Genomic DNA, 17,619 nt, shown 5'->3' on the forward strand with positions numbered 1-17,619 from the left:
ATGGCGGCGCTGGCCCTGACCGGCGCCGCCGCAGTCCCGGCGGAACGCGATGACCTCACCGCCGAGGACCGCGAGCGCGTATCCAGGGTCACCGCGCCGGCGCGCGATTTTTCGCGGGCCGAGCCGTTCGAAACCCTGTCGGCGGGCGCCGGCACCACGCGCAAGATGTTGAACGCCGACATTTATTCGCACCCGTCGGCCAACCTGACTTTCGAGGGCCGCCAGGAATTCCTGGTCGGCAACGGTCTGTTCCGCAAAGACTGGGTTTCGTCGCCGTCCTCGACCCAGGCTTCGGACGGCCTGGGGCCATTATTCAACGCACGGTCTTGCCAGGCCTGCCATACCAAGGACGGCCGCGGCACAGTGCCGGGGTTCGATCCGCTGGAACGCACCGACGCCGTGGCGCTGCTGCTGCGCCTGGCGGTGCCGCCCACCACCGACGAACATCGCCGTCTGCTCGCTTCCGGGGAATTGCCGTTCGTGCCCGAGCCCGTGTATGGCTCGCAGCTCCAGAACTTTGCCGTGGCCGGACTGCCGGCCGAGGGGCGGCTCGCCATCGAATACGAACCCGTGGTGGTCGAACTCAATGGCGGCGAAACCGCAACGTTGATGAAGCCCAGCTATCGCATTGAAGATCCGGGCTACGGGCCGCTGCGGCCGGATGTGCAGATCTCGGCGCGGCTGGCGCCTCCCATGATAGGGCTGGGCCTGCTCGAAGCCATACATCCCGCCGACATCCTGGCCAATGCCGCTGCCGACCATGGCGACGGCATCAGCGGCCGTCCGAACTGGGTGCGCGACGTGCGCACTGGCGAACGCGTGCTCGGCCGCTTCAATTGGAAGGCCAGCCAACCCACTGTCGAGCAGCAGAGTGCCGTCGCGTTTTCCAACGACATGGGCTTGTCCACGCCTTTGTTCACCAGCCATTATGGTGAGTGCCGGCCCGCGCAGAAGGCCTGCTTCGACATGCCGCATGGCGCCCAGCCCCGCCTGGGCGAACACGAGGTGCCGGCCGAGCTGATGGATTTCGTGACAACGTACTCCGTGAACCTGGCTGTCCCGCAGCGCCGCGATGCCGAAGACGCCCGCGTGCTGGCGGGCAAGAAGCTGTTCTATGAGGCGAATTGCGTGGCCTGTCACGTGCCCAAGTATGTGACCAGCCGCAATGCACTGCGGCCCGAACACCGCTTCCAGCTCATCTGGCCCTATACCGACCTGCTGCTGCACGACATGGGGGAAGGGCTGGCCGACGACGTGTCGGAAGATCTGGCCACGGGCAGCGAATGGCGCACACCGCCGCTGTGGGGCATCGGCCTGACTCGTGTCGTCAACCCGAACGCCACCTGGTTGCATGACGGACGTGCCCGCACGCTGCTCGAAGCGGTCCTGTGGCACGGCGGCGAAGCTCAAGCCGCCCGCGACCGCGTGGTGGCCATGACCCCCGAAGAACGCGCCGACCTGATCCGTTTCCTCGAATCGCTTTGAACCCGCCTGGAACCTTGAATATGCTGACCCGCAATGTGTTGATGGCCGCGGCCCTCGTCCTGGCCCCCGCCGCCGCGCATGCGGCAGCCCCGGCCGACCTCGGGATCAGGCTGGCCGACGGCTATGTGCGGCCCGCAACGTCGGCCCTGGCAAAGCAAGCCGGCAAGCTGCATCAGGCCCTGGATACATGGTGCGGCGCCGGCGGGGGCGCCGCGGGCGCGCCGGCGGTGCGCGAGGCATTCCAGCAAACCATACTGGCCTGGTCGGGCGTGGAGTTCCTGAGGTTCGGCCCGCTGGTGCAAGGCAACCGCTACGAACGCCTCGCGTTCTGGCCCGACACCCGGGGGGTGATGCAACGCCAGGTGCGCACATTGCTGGCACAGGCCGACGAGGCTGCGCTGGCGCCCCAGGCTTTGTCCGGCCGCAGCGTTGCGGTGCAAGGCTTGCCGGCGCTGGAATTTGTGCTTTATGACGAACCCGGCCTGCTCGACGCCCCGTCCGGGTCCGGCACCGGCTATGCGTGCCGCTATGCGGTGGCCGTGGCCGCGAATGTGACTCGCGTAGCGTCGGAACTGCAGCATGCATGGAGCACCCAGGGCGATTTCGGCCGCCAGTTCACCTCGCCATCGAGCGGCAATGACCTGTATCGCGGCACGCAGGAAGTCGCCGCCGAGGCGGTGAAGGCGATATCGACGGGCCTGCAGTTTGCCCGCGACGTCAAGCTGCTGCCCGTGTTGGGCGATTCGCCCCAAGCCGCGCGTGGCAAACGGGCGTCGTTCTGGCGCAGCGGCATGAGCCTTCCCGCGCTGTCGGCCAGCCTGCAGGGCATGCGCGCCTTCTATCAGGCTGGCCACTACCGCTACGCCGACGATGAACGATGGATCGGCACTTCGGTCAGCGGCGAACTCGATCGTGCGGCCGCGGTCTTCAAGTCGCCTGGCCTGCCTCTGATGCAGGCGCTGGCCGATTCCGACGGCTGGCAGCGGCTGGCGCTGGGGGGGCTGATCCTGAAGAATGCCAAAGAAATCGTCGATCAGCATATGGCGCCCGCGCTCGGCGTGACTATCGGTTTCAACGCGCTCGATGGCGACTGACCGCAGACAATTTCTTGCCCTTGCGGCCGTGGCGGGCCTGGCGCCTTCGACGCTGCGGGCCGCGCAGCGGCAGCCGCTGTTCCTGGCCGCGCGACGCACTGCGCAACGTTATGAGGCCGTGGTGCTGGACGCGCAGGGCCGCGACCTGCAGATCATCCCCATGCCTGCGCGCGGCCATAGCTTCGCACTCGATGCCGCCGGCGGCCGCGCGGTGGTATTCGGCCGGCAGCCCGGGTTTTTCGCCGTGGCCTTCCGTCTCGATGGCTCCGAGCCACCCACGCCGCTGCAGGCGGCCGAGGGGCGACATTTTTTCGGACACGGCGTGTTCCTGCCCGGTGGGCGCCGCATGGTGGCCACCGAGAACCATTACGAGGCTGGCTACGGTGTGATGGGCGTCTATGACACCACCGTGGATGGCGCTTACCGGCGCGTCGGCGAGTTCGAAACCGGTGGAGTCGGCCCGCACGAAGTGGTGATGATGCCGGACGGCAAGACGCTGTGCGTGGCGAACGGGGGCATTCTCACGCATCCGGACTACGGCAAGCTCGAGCTGAACCTCGACACCATGCGGCCATCGCTGGCGTACCTGAATGCCAGCGATGGCCGGTTGCTCGAACGGGTGGAACTGCCCCGTGAGTATCACCGCCTATCCATCCGCCATCTGGCCGTGGCGGCCGATGGGGCGGTGTGGTTCGGCTGCCAGCATACGGGCCCGGCGGGCGAGCGGCCGCCGCTGGTGGGCCGGCACCGCCGGGGCCGCGCCCCGGAACTGTACGCAGGTCCACCCGAGGTGTTGCGCGGTTTGCGCAATTACGTCGGGTCCGTCGCCGTCGATCCGGCCGGGCGCACGCTGGCCACGAGCAGTCCGGTAGGCGGGCAGGTAGTCTACTGGGACACGCGGGACGGCCGCTGTCTGGGCCTCACGCACCTGGCCGACGGTTGCGGCGTGGCGCCTCTGGCTGCCGAGCGATTCATGTTGAGCAGCGGCGGGGGGACGCTGGTGCAGGCAGGCCCCGAGTCGAAGTTGCAAGAGGTCATGCCCGCCTCTGCGTCGGTGTCCTGGGACAATCACTTCCGTCGCGTCTGAGGCCGTGGCTTCATGCCATAAGCGCCGTGCGGCAGCGCGGATCTGATACATTCTCCGGCGTCTCAACTCACGTGCGGCCATCCGGTCCACCGGCGCGCGCCGCACAGGCGGAACCCCCATGAATGAATATCTTGTCAGTCTAGAAGCCGTCATGCCCCGCCTGGCAGACGGCGCAATCAATGTCGTCATGGCCCTGGCCATTCTGATCATCGGCTGGTGGGTTTCTGCCATGCTGGGCAGTTGGGTCCGGCGCGCCGCCACGCGCTCGCCGCGCATCGACCCCACCATAGTGCCCATGTTCTACACCGTGGTGGTGTGGGCGGTGCGCATATTCACCCTGATCGCCGTGCTGGCGCGATTCGGGGTGCAGACCGCAAGCCTGATCGCCGTGTTGGGCGCGGCCGGCCTGGCCGTGGGCCTGGCCTTGCAGAACACGCTGCAGAACATCGCGGCCGGCATCATGCTGCTGATTCTGCGGCCCCTGCGTGCAGGCGAGTACGTGGCGCTGAGCAGCGGCACAGAGGGCACCGTCGCCGAAGTCGGGCTGTTCCTGTGCCGACTGGTGCAGGGCGATGGCATCCACATCACCCTGCCCAACAGTGTCGTCTGGAACGCCACCATTACGAACTACAGCCGCAATACGACGCGCCGCCTGGACATCCCTGTCACTGTGCACTACGACGACGATCTCGACGCGGCCGTCCGGCAACTGACCACGCTGGTGGCCAATCATCCGCTGGTGCAGAAAGAGCCGGCGCCGCAGGTCAAGGCCATTGAATACAAAGACAACGGCACCGTGGTGAACGCGCGCATGTGGTGCAACGCGGCTCAATACTGGGACCTGCGCTGGGACCTTTTCCACCAGATCCGCCAGTCGATGAGCAAGGCCGGCTTCAAGCCGGCGATACCGGTGCGCGAAATCCAGGCGACGCCAAAAGACGGCGGCACGCCGGCGGATTGATCAGGCCCGCAATGACAGCCGCGCGAGTTCGGCGTGGATCCAGCCGGCGATTTCGCGCTGGCGCGGCGCGGGCATGCGATCAATAATGGCCGTGACGCTGATGGCCAGGATGGGCGCGCCCTGCGGGTCGAGCAGCGCGCAGCCCACTCCCAGTGCGCCGCGCACCGCATGGTTGCCCACCACCGCGTAGCCTCGCGCGCGGGTGTTCTCGATCAACCTGTGCATCTCATGGGGCGTCATGCCGCCGTATTCGTCCAGGTAGCCGGAATTGCGCTCGACGATACTGTGCGCAACGGTATCGGGCAGGGCGGCGAGTATGGCCATGCCGCCGGACCCCACACCCAGCGGCTGGCGCTTGCCTGCATAGGTGGCCAGAATCTGCACCGGATAGCTGCCTATCTCGCGGTGCAGGCTCACTGATTCGTCGCCCTCGCGAACCACCAGGAACACCGCGTCGCCCGTGCGTTCGGCCAGCCGCCGCAAGATGGGCAGGGTCTGGCTGACCCGGGGGTCGGGCGTCGCCGTATCGGCGCAGGCGGCCCACTGGGCACGGTACTTCTTGGTGCCGGGCACGGCCAGCACCAGGCCCGAGTCCAGCAGCGCCGCAAGCAAGCGGTATACGGTGGGGCGCTGGATGGACGTCAGGCGCGCGATGTCGGTAACGCTCAGGCCCGCGGCGCCCTGATCGCGCAGCGCGGCCAATACGGCCAGCCCGCGGCGCAACGTGCGCGGGCCGGAGGAATTTTCTGCAATCGACATGCCACCCTCGAATAAAACCGTGAAACTAGCGGCGTGGGACGCCTAGGGATGTCCCAGTGTCCGTAGGGTGGACTCTACCTTGCCGAAACGGCCTTGACTAGGGGAAAATCGGCCGCGTCACAAAGACTAGTATGTCCGTACCACGGACAAAAATAGCCTGTCCGTACCGCGGACCTTTCCTACAGGAGACTATCAAATGGCCCAAGGTCAGAAACCCCGCTTCCTGCGTCATGCCGCCACGCTGCTGGCAAGCACGCTGGGCGCGCTCGCGATCGGCGCCACCGCGCAGGCGGCGTATCCGGAAAAGCCGGTGCACATCGTGGTCGGCTTTTCGGCCGGCGGCACCACCGACGTCATTGCCCGCATCATGGCCAAGGAACTTACCCAGGCACTGGGCCAGTCCTTCGTGGTCGAGAACAAGCCCGGCGCGGGCAGCAATATCGCTACCGACTACGTCCGGCGCGCCGATCCCGATGGCTACACGCTGCTGTTCGTCGCCGTCACCAGCGCCATCAACCAGACGCTGTACAAGAACGTGTCGTTCGACCTCACGAAGGATTTCGCGCCGGTCGCGCTGGGCGCCAAGGTTCCCAATATCCTGGTGATCAATCCCAACGTGCCGGTGAAGTCCGTGCAGGAACTCGTCGAGTACGGCAAGGCCAACCCCGGCAAGCTGGCTTTTGCTTCGTCGGGTAGCGGCACGTCCATCCACATGGCCGGCGAACTGTTCAAACAGCGTACGGGCCTGGACGTGCTGCACGTGCCTTACAAGGGCAGCGCGCCCGCCGTGACCGACCTGATCGGCGGACAGGTGCAGTTCATGTTCGACAACATGCCGTCGGCCTGGCCTCACGTGAAGGGCGGCAAGCTCAACGCGCTGGCAGTCACGACCGCCAAGCGTTCAGCCACGGCCCCAGACCTGCCCACCATGCAGGAAGCTGGTTTCGAAAACTTCGACGTGTCGTCGTGGTTCGGCCTGATCGCGCCGGCCGGTACGCCTAAAGAAGTGATCGACACGCTGAACGCCGTGATCGTCAAGGCGCAAGACAATCCCGAGGTGCAGAAGGCGTTCGCCGGCCTGGGTGCCGTGGGCGAGAAGACCACTCCGGAAGAGTTCGGCGCATTCATCAAGTCTGAAGTCGAGGGCTGGGCTCCGGTGGTGAAGGGCTCGGGCGCTCAGGTCGACTGATTGCCACTTGCTCGCGCAATGGCGCGGGCGGCGGGCGCGGCGGGTGGCTGATATTTCTATCGGCCCCCGCCGTTTTCTTTTGCCGTGCTTATTTTCTGCGCAGCATTGCCGTGCACACGCCGCGCAGCATGTCGACTTCATCGCGGCTCAGCCCGCTCCGGCTGAACAGGTGTCGCATGCGCGGCATCAGCTTCTTGGGATGGGCGGGATCCAGGAACTGGACATGGATCAGCGCTTGTTCCCAATGGGCCAGGAACGCCTGCACGGCTTCACTGGGCGCCAGGGCGGCCCCCGGGTCGGCCTGCTGCGCGGTCGAGGCCGGCAGCAGGGGCGCTTGCGCGGCCTGCAGCAGGGCATAGCGCAGTTCCCACGCCGCCAGTTGCAGGGCCTGGGCCACGTTCAGCGAGCTGTATTCCGGATTGGCCGGTATATGGCAGATGCGGTGGCACAGGGCGATCTGCGCATTCGTCAGCCCTGCGCGCTCAGTGCCCAGCACCACGGCGGTACATCCCGTGCCCGGCGTGACCAGGTGGGCGCGGGCCAACTCGGCCGCCTGGCGTATGTCGCACGGCGGCGGGCCGAGGTCCCGGACCCGGGCGGTCAGTGCAAACGCCAGTGTGACCGGCGCCAACGCCTCTTCGAGCGTATCGCAGACGCGTGCGCGCTCGAGTATGTCGATTGCTCCGCTGGCCAGGGCCACGGCTTCGGGTTGCGCGCAGATATCGGGGTAGCGCGGCTCGACCAGCACCAGGTCGGCAAAGCCCATGGTCTTGATGGCCCGGGCCGCCGAACCCACGTTTCCGGGGTGGCTGGGCTGTACCATGATGAACTGAACGCGTGAAAATTCTTGAGTCATTTAAAATGCCAAGTTTGGCTTAACGCTTTCCTGGTTTTTGGGGTCGTTGCCGCGCCGGTCACCCGGTGCATGGCGAGGCCGCCCGGGTGGCAGCCCTTACCGCATACGTACGGAATTTTATGCACCCGATGCTCAATATCGCCATCAAGGCGGCCCGGCGTGCCGGCACCATCATCAATCGTGCCAGCCTCGATCTAGAACGACTCAGCGTGGCTCGCAAGGGGCCGCGCGATTATGTCACGGAAGTCGATCGTGCCTCGGAAGAGTCCATTGTAGAAACCTTGCGCACGGCCTACCCCGACCATGCCGTGCTGGGCGAAGAATATGGGCTGCAAGGCCCCGACCAGGCCGAATTCCAATGGATCATCGACCCGCTCGACGGTACCACCAACTTCATCCATGGCCTGCCCAACTACGCGGTGTCCATCGCGCTGACGCAGCGTGGCCAGGTCACGCAGGCCGTCGTCTACGACCCGTCGCGTAACGAACTGTTTACCGCCAGCCGCGGCAGCGGCACGTTCTTGAACGACCGGCGCGTGCGCGTCTCGGGGCGTACGCGCTACAGCGAGGCGCTGCTGGGGGCCCACTGGCCCAATTCGGGCGACCTCGATGCCGGCGGGCGTTTCCGCCAGATGGCCGAGGGCAGCACCGGGGTGCGCCGCCTGGGCTCCACCGTGCTTGACCTGGCCTACGTGGCTGCGGGCCGCCTGGACGGTTTCTGCGGCGTGCGCCTCAAGCCCTGGGACCTCGCCGCCGGCAGCCTGCTGGTACAGGAAGCCGGTGGCCTGGTGGCCGATTTCGACGGCGAGCAGGGCTGGCAGGATTCCGGCAACGTGCTCGCCGCCAGCCCCAAGATCTTCACGCAGATGCTCGCCGCCCTGCAGCCCCGGCAGGGCTGATCTCCCGGCATGCCGGCGGGCCCTGCAAGGCGCCCGCCAGGCTGCGCTCGGCCCGCAGGCTGCGCAGTCAGCCTCATGTTTTGCAACCGATCTGCCGGCATTTGGCCGGCATGTGACGTTATTTCCGGGTACGATTGGCGGTTCCGAAACTGATGGAGCACTCGATGGAGTGGCTGCAGGACCCCGCCGCGTGGGTCGGCCTGCTTACCCTGGTCGTCCTTGAAATCGTCCTGGGGATCGACAACCTGATCTTCATCGCCATCCTGGCCGACAAGCTGCCTCCTGCGCAGCGCGACCGTGCGCGTATCGTGGGCTTGTCGTTGGCGCTGCTGATGCGCCTGGGTCTGCTGTCCGTCATGTCCTGGCTGGTGACACTGACCGCTCCACTGTTTTCCATCGGTCCGATTACCTTCTCGGGGCGCGACCTCATCCTGCTCATAGGCGGCCTGTTCCTGTTGTTCAAGGGCACGCTGGAACTGCACGAACGTCTCGAAGGCGGCCAGAGCGCGCACGCGTCCGGACCGCGCGTCTACGCCAGCTTCTGGGTCATCGTGCTGCAGATCGTGGTGCTCGATGCCGTGTTCTCGCTGGACTCGGTCATCACCGCGGTGGGCATGGTCGACTACCTGGCCATCATGATGATCGCGGTCACCGTGGCCATCGGCATCATGCTGCTGGCCTCCAAGCCCCTGACGCGCTTCGTGAATGCCCACCCCACCGTGGTGGTGCTCTGCCTGGGCTTCCTGCTCATGATCGGCTTTTCGTTGCTGGCCGAGGCGTTTGGCTTCAAGGTGCCCAAGGGTTACCTGTACGCCGCCATCGGCTTTTCGGTGGCCATCGAGGCGCTCAACCAGGTGGCGCGGCGTAATCTGCTGCGCCTGGACGCCACGCGCCCGATGCGCGAACGCACTGCCGGCGCGGTGCTGCGCATGCTGGGCAAGCGGCCGCCCGATGGCGACGAGATCGTGGCCTCCCATCCCAGCGAGCCGGCGGTGCCGGCCTTCGGGGTGGAAGAGCGCAACATGGTAAGTGGCGTACTGACGCTGGCCGAACGCTCGATCCGATCCATCATGACGCCGCGCACTGATGTGTCGTGGGTCAATATCGACGATGACGCCGAGACCATCCGCCGCCAGCTCACTGCGGCCCCGCACAGCTTTTTTCCGGTATGCCGCGGCTCGCTCGACGAAGTCATCGGCATCGGCCGAGCGAAAGACATGGTGGCGGACCTCATCACCGAGAAACGGCTGCGGCGCGACCGCTTGCGCGATCCGCTCATCGTCCACGAGTCGATCGGCATCCTGCGCCTGATGGACACCCTGAAGCGTTCGCGCGGGCAGCTGGTGCTGGTGGCCGACGAATTCGGCGCCATCGAGGGCCTCGTGACACCCATCGACGTTTTCGAAGCCATCGCCGGCGAATTCCCGGACGAAGACGAAATGCCGGACATCACTCCTCTGCAGGACAACGTCTGGAAGATCGATGGCGCGGCCGACCTTCATCATGTCGAACAGGTGCTTGAAACCGAGGGTCTCATCGACGACTCGCAAGACTATTCCACCCTGGCCGGCTACCTGCTGGCGCGCTTCGGGCATCTGCCCCAGCCGGGCGATGCCTGCGACTACCACGGCCCGCATCATCATTTCCGCTTCGAAGTGCTTGCGCTCGACGGCCGCCGCATCGCTTCGGTTCGGGTGTCGCGGTCGCCCCTGAACCCGACCGAGGCCGACGCACCGGCCGACGGCGACTAATCCCTACCCAAGCTACCTACCGTGACCGACAGTACGCTACACCTGATCAAGGCCTTCTTTCTCGGAATTATCGAAGGGCTGACCGAGTTCATTCCCGTTTCCAGCACCGGCCACCTGATTCTCGTGGGCGACTGGATTTCATTTGTCTCGAGTTCGGGCAAGGTGTTCGAGGTGGTGATCCAGTTCGGCTCGATCCTTGCGGTGATGTGGATTTTTCGCGCCAGGCTGTGGCAACTTATACGCGGCACGCTCGCCGGCGTGCCGGCCGAAGTGGCTTTCACGCGGAACCTGCTGCTGGCCTTCCTGCCGGCAGCCGTCATCGGCGCCATCTTCATCAAGAGCATCAAGGCGGTGTTCTATCACCCCGGCGTGGTGGCGGTCACGCTGGTGCTGGGCGGTCTGGTCATGCTGTGGGTCGAGCGCAAAACGCACCAGACGCCGGGCGACGCACCCGGCGCGTCCGATGACACGGCTTCAGACCGGCGCGCCACGGCATATACCCTGGAACAGATCACCTGGAAGCAGGCACTGGGTGTGGGCGCGGCGCAGTGCGTAGCCATGATTCCCGGCACCTCGCGGTCGGGCGCCACCATCATCGGTGGCATGATCGCAGGCATCCAGCGCAAGACGGCCACCGAGTTTTCGTTCTTCCTGGCGATGCCCACCATGCTGGGGGCGGCGGTCTACGACATGTACCGCAATATGGGCCTGCTCACCCAGCAAGACATGTCGGCGATTGCCGTGGGGTTCGTGGCGGCCTTCTTCAGTGCTCTGGTGGTGGTCAGGGCCGTGCTGCGTTTCGTGGCCAATCACACGTATCGCGTGTTCGCCTGGTACCGCATTGCATTGGGCGTGATCGTGGCCATCTGGCTGCTCGGCCGGTAGGGCGCGGGGGCCGGCGGGCCCTGGCGCGGGCCAGGGCCTGAGGCACACCATGCCTACCCGTGCAGATCCAGGTCGTAGAAGGCCAGCCCGTCGCGGTCGATGACCAGCCACCCGCCGCGCGGTGTATCGGCGTGGTCGCAGTCCCAATCGGGGAGCACCCAGCGCTCGCGGCGTCGTCCGTCGACGTCGAGCACGTGGCGTGCGGGGCGATGCGTGTGGCCATGCACAATCACATCGACATCCGATTCGCGGAACGCGTCTTCGACGGCCTGCGGATTGACGTCCATGATGTCGGCCGACTTCATCTGGTTGGCCGCCTGGCTTTCGCCGCGCGCCTGCTGGGCCATGGCCAGCCGTTCAGGAATGCTCTTGGCCAGGAACTGTTGCTGCCAGCGAGGATCGCGCACCATGGCGCGAAACTGCTGGTAGGCCGCGTCGTCGGTGCAGTATTCGTCGCCGTGGGTCAGCAGCACCCGCCCGTAATCGGTAACGAGCAGGGCGGGTTCCGGCAGCAGCCGGGCGCCCAGGGCGTCGGCCAGGCCGCCGCCCATGAGGAAATCGCGGTTGCCGCGGCCCAGCCACAGCGGAATCCGCTCGCCCGTATTCTTCAAGGCCTGCAGCGCCGCAGCCAGCCAGGGCGGCGCGGCCTGGATCGCGTCGTCGCCGATCCAGGCGTCAAAGATGTCGCCCGGCAGCAGCAGGGCGGCCGCTTCACTGGCCGCGGCGTCCAGGAATGCCAGGAACGCCTCGGCCGTGGCCGGTGTGGCCGGCCCGAGGTGTATGTCGGCCGCCAGCCAGATCGGACCCTTCAGTTCAACCTTATTCAATGACTTCGGCCTTTTCGATGACCACGTCTTCGGTCGGCACGTTCTGGTGGAAGCCGCTGTTGCCGGTCTTGACACCCTTGATCTTGTCGACCACATCGGTGCCTTCGGTGACCTTGCCGAACACGGCGTAGCCCCAGCCATTGGGCGTGGGCGCGGTGAAATTCAGGAAGTCGTTGTCGGACACGTTGATGAAGAACTGCGCCGTCGCCGAGTGCGGGTCGCTGGTGCGCGCCATGGCCAGCGTGTACTTCTCGTTCTTGAGGCCGTTGTTGGCTTCGTTCTCGATGGGGGCCTGCGTGGGCTTCTGCTTGAGGCCCGGCTCAAAGCCGCCGCCCTGGACCATGAAGCCGTCGATGACGCGGTGGAAAACGGTGCCGTTGTAGAAGCCGCTGTTGACGTAGTTCAGAAAATTTTCCACGGTCTTGGGCGCCTTTTCCGCATCCAGGGAAATGACGATGGCGCCCTGGTTGGTTTGCAGTTTGACGCGGGGAGTGGTGCTCATGGGTTTGGTGCCTTCCGAGGTAGAGGGGGTGGAGGGGGCTGCCGACTGGGCGCCGGCGGTCGCCGGCATGATCGTGGCCAGCGCGAAGGTGCACGCCAGAAGGCGCAGCATACGGATTTGAGAGTAGCGCGAAATCATTATTGTCGGCTTTCCTTCAGCAGGTTTTCAACTTCACGTGCCTTGGATTCCATGCCGGGCACGCCTTGGTTGGCGGCATTGCGATAGGTGCGCAACGCCATCATTAACTGGATGTCGCCCATGTTGGCGCGGGCTGCAGGGTAGTCGGGGTTGGCCTGCAGCGCCATTTGCAAGGCCTGGTGGGCGCGGTCCAGGTCGCCTTGTTGCGCATAGAGCGCGGCAAGATTATTCCAGGGCTCGGGCAATTCGGGAAAGCGCGTCGTCATGTCGGTGTACAGACGGATGGCTTCATTGGTGCGGCCCAGTGCCGCCAGCGCGCGCGCATGCTGGAACATCAGTTGCACGTCGGTGCCGCGCTGGCCCTGGATGTCGGCCTGCCGCTTCTGGATGAAATCCAGCGCCTCTTCGTTCTGGCCCTGGTTCAACAGGCGTTCGATGTGGTCGGTGATCTGCGACGGCGTGGGGTCCAGGCGGGTGTCGACGCCGGGTTTGAGCGCTTCCAGCAGGTTGGCCAGCGCCTTCCAGCCGCGCTCGGGCGGCGCAGGGTCGAGCTTGGTCAGCCCCGCGCCGCCCTGGTTGGGCAGGTTGTCGCCGCCGCCCATCGCCTGCGCCCAGGCTGCGCCCGCGGGCAGGGTGGCCAGCGCCACGGCCAGCAGGGTGTTGCGGTAAAGGCGGTTGAAGGTCACGAGGGCATCCATTGAGAATCGGGGTGGCGCGCCGGGCGCGGGTCGAGGCCGCTTGCTATACTTGACGACCGCCATTTTAGCCCCGGTTGCGATCTGGCTACACTGAAACCGAAGCATCGGGGTGCGGCCTGGCATGGACCATGCCGCGTACTGCAGGCGCCTCAGGCGCCGGCGCGCGCCCGGTGGGGCATTACACCGCAATATCTCGAGGCCAGCTCAAGCGTCATGCTGCATATCTACAATACGTTGTCGCGCACCAAAGAACCCTTCAAGCCGGCCCGGCCTGGCCAGGTGCGCATGTATGTATGCGGCATGACCGTCTACGATTATTGCCACCTGGGCCACGCGCGCATGCTGGTGGCGTTCGACGTCGTGCAGCGCTGGCTGCGCGCCAGCGGCCTCGAAGTCGAATACGTACGCAACATCACCGACATCGACGACAAGATCATCCGGCGCGCCGTCGAAACCGGACGCCGGATCGGCGAAGTCACCGAATACTATATCGCCGCCATGCACGCCGACGAGCGCGCCCTGGGAGTCCAGCCGCCCGATCGCGAGCCGCGTGCCACGCAGTACGTCGGCCAGATGCTCGACATCATCGAGCGGCTCGAACAGAAGGGCCTGGCCTACCGTGCGGAAGACGGCGACGTCAATTACGCGGTGCGCGGCTTCGAGGGCTATGGCAAGTTGTCGGGCAAGACGCTCGATGACCTGCGCGCCGGCGAGCGCGTGGCGGTGGGCTCGGCCAAGCGCGACCCGCTCGACTTCGTGCTCTGGAAGTCCGCCAAGGCCGATGAACCCGAAGACACCCAATGGCCGTCGCCCTATGGGCTGGGGCGACCGGGCTGGCACATCGAGTGCTCGGCAATGAGCCATGCGTTGCTGGGCCTGCCTCTCGACATTCACGGCGGCGGGCCCGACCTCAAGTTCCCGCACCATGAAAATGAAATCGCGCAGACCGAAGGCGCTTTCGGCGGCGCGCTGGCCAACGTCTGGATGCATTGCGGTCCGCTGATGGTCGATGCCGACAAGATGTCGAAGTCGCTGGGCAATTTCCGCACCATCCGCCAGACCATCGCCCAGAGCGACGCGCCCGAAGGGCAGGCCGGCTACACGGTCAACCCGCGCGTGGCCGAAATGCTGCGGTTCTTCATCGTTCGCAACCACTACCGCAGCCCGCAGAACTACACGCCTGACAACCTGGTCGACGCGCAGAACGCGCTCGATCGCCTGTATCAGGCCTTGGCCAACGTGGCGCCCGACGACCTCGGCATCGACTGGAACGAACCGCATGCACAGGCCTTCAAGGCCGCCATGGACGACGATTTCAACACCTCGGGTGCCATGGCCGTTCTGTTTGAGCTGGCCTCGGACGCCAACCGCAACCGCAGCGCGCGCAGTGCCGGTCAGCTGAAGTCGCTGGCCGGCTTGCTGGGGCTGCTGCAGCAGGATCCCTCCGCTTATTTGCAGTGCCCCACCCGGTATTCCGGCGCGCAGGTCGATGTACAGGCGGCACTCGAGCCGGCCGCGATCGAATCCCTGATCGCCGCGCGCGCCGCCGCCAAGCAGGCGCGCAACTACGCCGAAGCCGACCGCATCCGTGCGCAATTGCGCGAGGCCGGCATCGAGCTCGACGACAAGCCGGGCGGCCAGACGCAATGGCGTCGAGCCTGAGGAATACCGCTCCCATGCCCGCCGTCGATACCGCCGCAGCCAAGCCGCACTACTGGGAAGAAGCCGTCGCCCAACTGATGCGTCGCGATCGCATCCTGAAAAAGCTCATTCCCCAGCATGCCGAGGTCTGGCTCACCACGCGCAGCACGCCGTTCATCACCCTGGCGCGAGCCATCGTGGGCCAGCAGATTTCCAGCAAGTCCGCCGACGCCCTCTGGCAGCGGCTGCTCGACACCGTGGGCAAGCGGCCCACCCCGGCCGGCGTGCTGGCTGTCGAGCCGAACGCCTTGCGGCAGGCGGGCCTGTCACAGCGCAAATGCGAATACCTGATCGACCTCGCCGTCAATTTCGGCGAACGCCGCGTCCATCCTGAAAAATGGGCGGCGATGGACGACGAAAGCGTGGTCTCCGAACTGCTTTCCATCCGCGGCATAGGCCGCTGGACGGCGGAGATGTTCCTCATCTTCAATTTGCAGCGGCCCGATGTCCTGCCGCTCGACGATACGGGATTGCTCAAGGCAATCTCGCTACACTACTTCAGCGGAGAACCTGTCTCGCGTTTCGAGGCTCGCGAGGTCTCGTCGGCGTGGCAGCCCTGGCGTACCGTGGCGACCTGGTACCTGTGGCGCAGTCTGGAATCTAAGCCGGTTCTGAACTGATGCACCGGGCAGACCAATAACGGAATCTTATTTCATGCGCAATACATTCCTTGAATTCGAACAACCGCTGGCCGAACTTGAAAACAAGATCGAACAGCTGCGCTACGTACAAGCTGATTCGGCGGTGGATATTTCCGACGAGATCAGCCGCCTGCAGCAGAAAAGCCAGTCGTTGGCCAAGGAAATCTACGGCAAGCTCAGCCCATGGCAGACCGCGCTGGTGGCGCGGCACCCGCAGCGGCCCTATACGCTGGACTATGTCCGCGAAATCTTCACCGACTTCCATGAACTGCACGGCGACCGCATGTACGCCGACGACCAATCCATCGTAGGCGGCCTGGCGCGTTTCAACGGCGCGTCGTGCATGGTCATCGGGCACCAGAAGGGCCGCGACACCAAAGAACGCGCGGCGCGCAATTTCGGCATGCCGCGCCCCGAAGGCTATCGCAAGGCCTTGCGCCTGATGCGCCTGGCCGAAAAATTCAACTTGCCGGTATTCACGTTCGTGGATACGCCTGGCGCCTATCCCGGCGTGGGCGCCGAAGAGCGCGGCCAATCCGAAGCCATCGGCCACAACCTGTATGCCATGGCCGAACTCCGGGTGCCCATCATTTCCACCATCATCGGTGAGGGCGGTTCGGGCGGGGCTCTGGCCATCGCGGTGGGCAATGCCGTGCTGATGCTGCAGTACGCCACCTATTCGGTCATATCACCCGAAGGTTGCGCGTCCATCCTTTGGCGCAGCGCCGACAAGGCGTCCGATGCTGCCGAGGCGCTGGCCATCACCGCGCCGCGGCTGAAAGACCTGGGGCTGATCGACCGCGTGGTCAACGAACCCGTGGGGGGCGCGCACCGCGACCCCCGCGTCATGGCGCGCTTGCTGCGCCGCGCGCTGGGCGACGCGCTGCGCCAGTTCCGCGGCATGAGCCCCGACCAACTGGTCGAGCAGCGCATGCAGCGTCTGCTGTCGTATGGCAAGTACCAGGAAGCGCGTGCCTGACGCCCGTCGCTTCGCAATCATCCACTGACGCGGCGCGCAGGCGTTGTCGCCCGGATTCAGGGTCATTCCATGATGAATCCCACCCGGCCGCCCCCCACCGCCGCGACGGTCAAGGCCCCAGACGCCCGCGCTGACTTTCCCTCGGCCGCATTGGCGGCGGCACTATCGGCCGCCTTGCAGCCGCTGTCCGCCCGGCATGCGCGAGTGGCGGCCGCCGTCAGCGGGGGCGCCGATTCGGCCATGTTGGCGGCTCATGCCAGCGTCCTGGCGCGCGAACTGGGCATCGACCTGTTGGTATTCCACGTCCACCATGGCTTGCAGGCCCCGGCCGACCAGTGGGAATCGCACGTGCAGCACCTGGGCCGCATCCTGGCGGTGCCCGTTCACACCGTTCGGGCGCGGGTGGCCACGTCGAGCGGCCTGGGCATCGAGGCCGCGGCGCGCGATGTCCGCTACGCCGCTCTGGCGCAATTGGCGCGCGAACACGGCGCCAGCCACATCCTGCTGGCTCATCACCAGCGCGACCAGGCCGAAACCGTACTGCTGCGCCTGCTGCGCGGTACGGGCCTGGACGGCATGGCGGCCATGGCGCCCGTCATGTCGCGAGACGGCCTGACCTACCTGCGCCCCTGGTTGGGCCACGACCGCGCACTGGTGCTTCGCGCGGCCGAGGCGTTTGCCCGGATGCACGGTTGGCAGCCCGTGCAAGACCCTACCAATGCCGATGCCCGGTATGCCCGGGCGGCGGTGCGCGAACTGCTGAGCCCCGTGCTCGATGCGCGCTGGCCCGGCTGGCAGGCTCGGCTGGCCGATCATGCCCGCCACATGGCCGAAGCGGCCAGCATCGTCGAAGAAGTCGCACGCAGCGATCTTGCCAGCCTTGAACCGTCGGCCGATTTCATCAGCTTCGGTCTCGCGCCCTGGCGTCAACTGCCCGAAGCTCGCCAGTCGCAGGTTCTGCGCTACTGGCTGCGCCTGCACGGCGCGCGCATGCCCACCCAGTCGCGCCTGGCCGACCTGCTGCGCCAGTTGCGGCAGTTGCACAGCCTGGGCCACGACCGGCAGATGCAGGTGGCGCACGCGGGGCACCTCGTGCGTTGCCATCGGGGCCGTGTCTGGATAGAGGGGCGGCCGTAGGGTTCCCGCCCGCGCCCGTCAGCGAAAAAT

17 protein-coding genes are annotated in these 17,619 nt (G+C 66.0%); 12 read left to right on the forward strand and 5 right to left on the reverse strand.

The window, feature by feature from the left end:
* From ACV17W_RS19995 to ACV17W_RS20010, 4 genes are all read left to right on the forward strand, one after another.
* Entirely contained in the window at window positions 1-1,485 is a 1,485-nt protein-coding gene (locus tag ACV17W_RS19995) for a di-heme oxidoreductase family protein (RefSeq protein ID WP_462596595.1), read from the forward strand.
* A gap of 20 nt (window positions 1,486-1,505) precedes the next feature.
* The gene (locus ACV17W_RS20000; RefSeq protein ID WP_462594108.1) at window positions 1,506-2,579 is read left to right on the forward strand and encodes an imelysin family protein; all 1,074 of its coding nucleotides are present in this window, start codon (window positions 1,506-1,508) and stop codon (window positions 2,577-2,579) included.
* Window positions 2,569-3,666 (forward strand): DUF1513 domain-containing protein, encoded by a 1,098-nt coding sequence (locus tag ACV17W_RS20005; RefSeq protein ID WP_462594109.1) that lies wholly within the window; start codon window positions 2,569-2,571, stop codon window positions 3,664-3,666. The genes ACV17W_RS20000 and ACV17W_RS20005 overlap by 11 nt, the downstream gene beginning before the upstream one ends.
* Window positions 3,667-3,784: 118 nt before the next feature.
* Window positions 3,785-4,627, forward strand: coding sequence for a mechanosensitive ion channel family protein (locus tag ACV17W_RS20010; protein ID WP_462594110.1), 843 nt, complete (start codon window positions 3,785-3,787; stop codon window positions 4,625-4,627).
* Here the strand turns inward: ACV17W_RS20010 and ACV17W_RS20015 are convergent, their stop codons facing one another.
* A complete protein-coding gene (locus ACV17W_RS20015; RefSeq protein ID WP_462594111.1) occupies window positions 4,628-5,386 on the reverse strand; it encodes an IclR family transcriptional regulator in 759 nt (252 codons plus the stop codon).
* Window positions 5,387-5,582: 196 nt separating this feature from the next.
* Between ACV17W_RS20015 and ACV17W_RS20020 the strand changes: the two genes are divergently transcribed.
* Window positions 5,583-6,575 (forward strand): Bug family tripartite tricarboxylate transporter substrate binding protein, encoded by a 993-nt coding sequence (locus ACV17W_RS20020; RefSeq protein ID WP_462594112.1) that lies wholly within the window; start codon window positions 5,583-5,585, stop codon window positions 6,573-6,575.
* A gap of 88 nt (window positions 6,576-6,663) precedes the next feature.
* Here ACV17W_RS20020 and ACV17W_RS20025 read toward each other — a convergent pair whose 3' ends face one another.
* Entirely contained in the window at window positions 6,664-7,431 is a 768-nt protein-coding gene (locus ACV17W_RS20025; RefSeq protein ID WP_462594113.1) for an RNA methyltransferase, read from the reverse strand.
* Between the two features lie 119 nt (window positions 7,432-7,550).
* On the opposite strand from ACV17W_RS20025, the gene ACV17W_RS20030 reads away from it, so the two are divergent.
* The 3 genes from ACV17W_RS20030 to ACV17W_RS20040 all read left to right on the forward strand — a co-directional run bounded on the left by ACV17W_RS20030 (window position 7,551) and on the right by ACV17W_RS20040 (window position 10,966).
* On the forward strand, window positions 7,551-8,330 hold the full coding sequence (locus ACV17W_RS20030; protein WP_462594114.1) for an inositol monophosphatase family protein: 780 nt from the start codon (window positions 7,551-7,553) through the stop codon (window positions 8,328-8,330).
* A gap of 164 nt (window positions 8,331-8,494) precedes the next feature.
* On the forward strand, window positions 8,495-10,081 hold the full coding sequence (locus tag ACV17W_RS20035) for a TerC family protein (RefSeq protein WP_462594115.1): 1,587 nt from the start codon (window positions 8,495-8,497) through the stop codon (window positions 10,079-10,081).
* A gap of 21 nt (window positions 10,082-10,102) precedes the next feature.
* The gene (locus ACV17W_RS20040) at window positions 10,103-10,966 is read left to right on the forward strand and encodes an undecaprenyl-diphosphate phosphatase (protein WP_462594116.1); all 864 of its coding nucleotides are present in this window, start codon (window positions 10,103-10,105) and stop codon (window positions 10,964-10,966) included.
* A 53-nt stretch (window positions 10,967-11,019) separates the two neighbouring features.
* Here ACV17W_RS20040 and ACV17W_RS20045 read toward each other — a convergent pair whose 3' ends face one another.
* The 3 genes from ACV17W_RS20045 to ACV17W_RS20055 all read right to left on the reverse strand — a co-directional run bounded on the left by ACV17W_RS20045 (window position 11,020) and on the right by ACV17W_RS20055 (window position 13,131).
* Window positions 11,020-11,793 (reverse strand): UDP-2,3-diacylglucosamine diphosphatase, encoded by a 774-nt coding sequence (locus ACV17W_RS20045; RefSeq protein WP_462594117.1) that lies wholly within the window; start codon window positions 11,791-11,793, stop codon window positions 11,020-11,022.
* Window positions 11,786-12,295: a peptidylprolyl isomerase gene (locus ACV17W_RS20050; RefSeq protein ID WP_462596596.1), complete on the reverse strand. Its 510-nt coding sequence runs from the start codon at window positions 12,293-12,295 to the stop codon at window positions 11,786-11,788. The genes ACV17W_RS20045 and ACV17W_RS20050 overlap by 8 nt, the downstream gene beginning before the upstream one ends.
* A gap of 137 nt (window positions 12,296-12,432) precedes the next feature.
* Window positions 12,433-13,131 (reverse strand): tetratricopeptide repeat protein, encoded by a 699-nt coding sequence (locus ACV17W_RS20055; RefSeq protein ID WP_462594118.1) that lies wholly within the window; start codon window positions 13,129-13,131, stop codon window positions 12,433-12,435.
* 213 nt (window positions 13,132-13,344) lie between these two features.
* Here ACV17W_RS20055 and cysS point away from each other — a divergent pair, with 213 nt between their 5' ends.
* The 4 genes from cysS to tilS all read left to right on the forward strand — a co-directional run bounded on the left by cysS (window position 13,345) and on the right by tilS (window position 17,589).
* Window positions 13,345-14,793, forward strand: a complete 1,449-nt coding sequence (gene cysS / locus ACV17W_RS20060; protein WP_462594119.1) for a cysteine--tRNA ligase — start codon at window positions 13,345-13,347, stop codon at window positions 14,791-14,793.
* Window positions 14,794-14,807: 14 nt separating this feature from the next.
* Complete coding sequence (locus tag ACV17W_RS20065) at window positions 14,808-15,452, forward strand: DNA-3-methyladenine glycosylase family protein (protein WP_462594120.1); 645 nt, start codon at window positions 14,808-14,810, stop codon at window positions 15,450-15,452.
* A 34-nt stretch (window positions 15,453-15,486) separates the two neighbouring features.
* The gene (locus ACV17W_RS20070; protein WP_462594121.1) at window positions 15,487-16,452 is read left to right on the forward strand and encodes an acetyl-CoA carboxylase carboxyltransferase subunit alpha; all 966 of its coding nucleotides are present in this window, start codon (window positions 15,487-15,489) and stop codon (window positions 16,450-16,452) included.
* A 72-nt stretch (window positions 16,453-16,524) separates the two neighbouring features.
* On the forward strand, window positions 16,525-17,589 hold the full coding sequence (gene tilS, locus ACV17W_RS20075; RefSeq protein ID WP_462596597.1) for a tRNA lysidine(34) synthetase TilS: 1,065 nt from the start codon (window positions 16,525-16,527) through the stop codon (window positions 17,587-17,589).
* Window positions 17,590-17,619 lie beyond the last annotated feature (30 nt).

Source organism: Bordetella sp. MIP270_01_BMS, assembly GCF_054958705.1.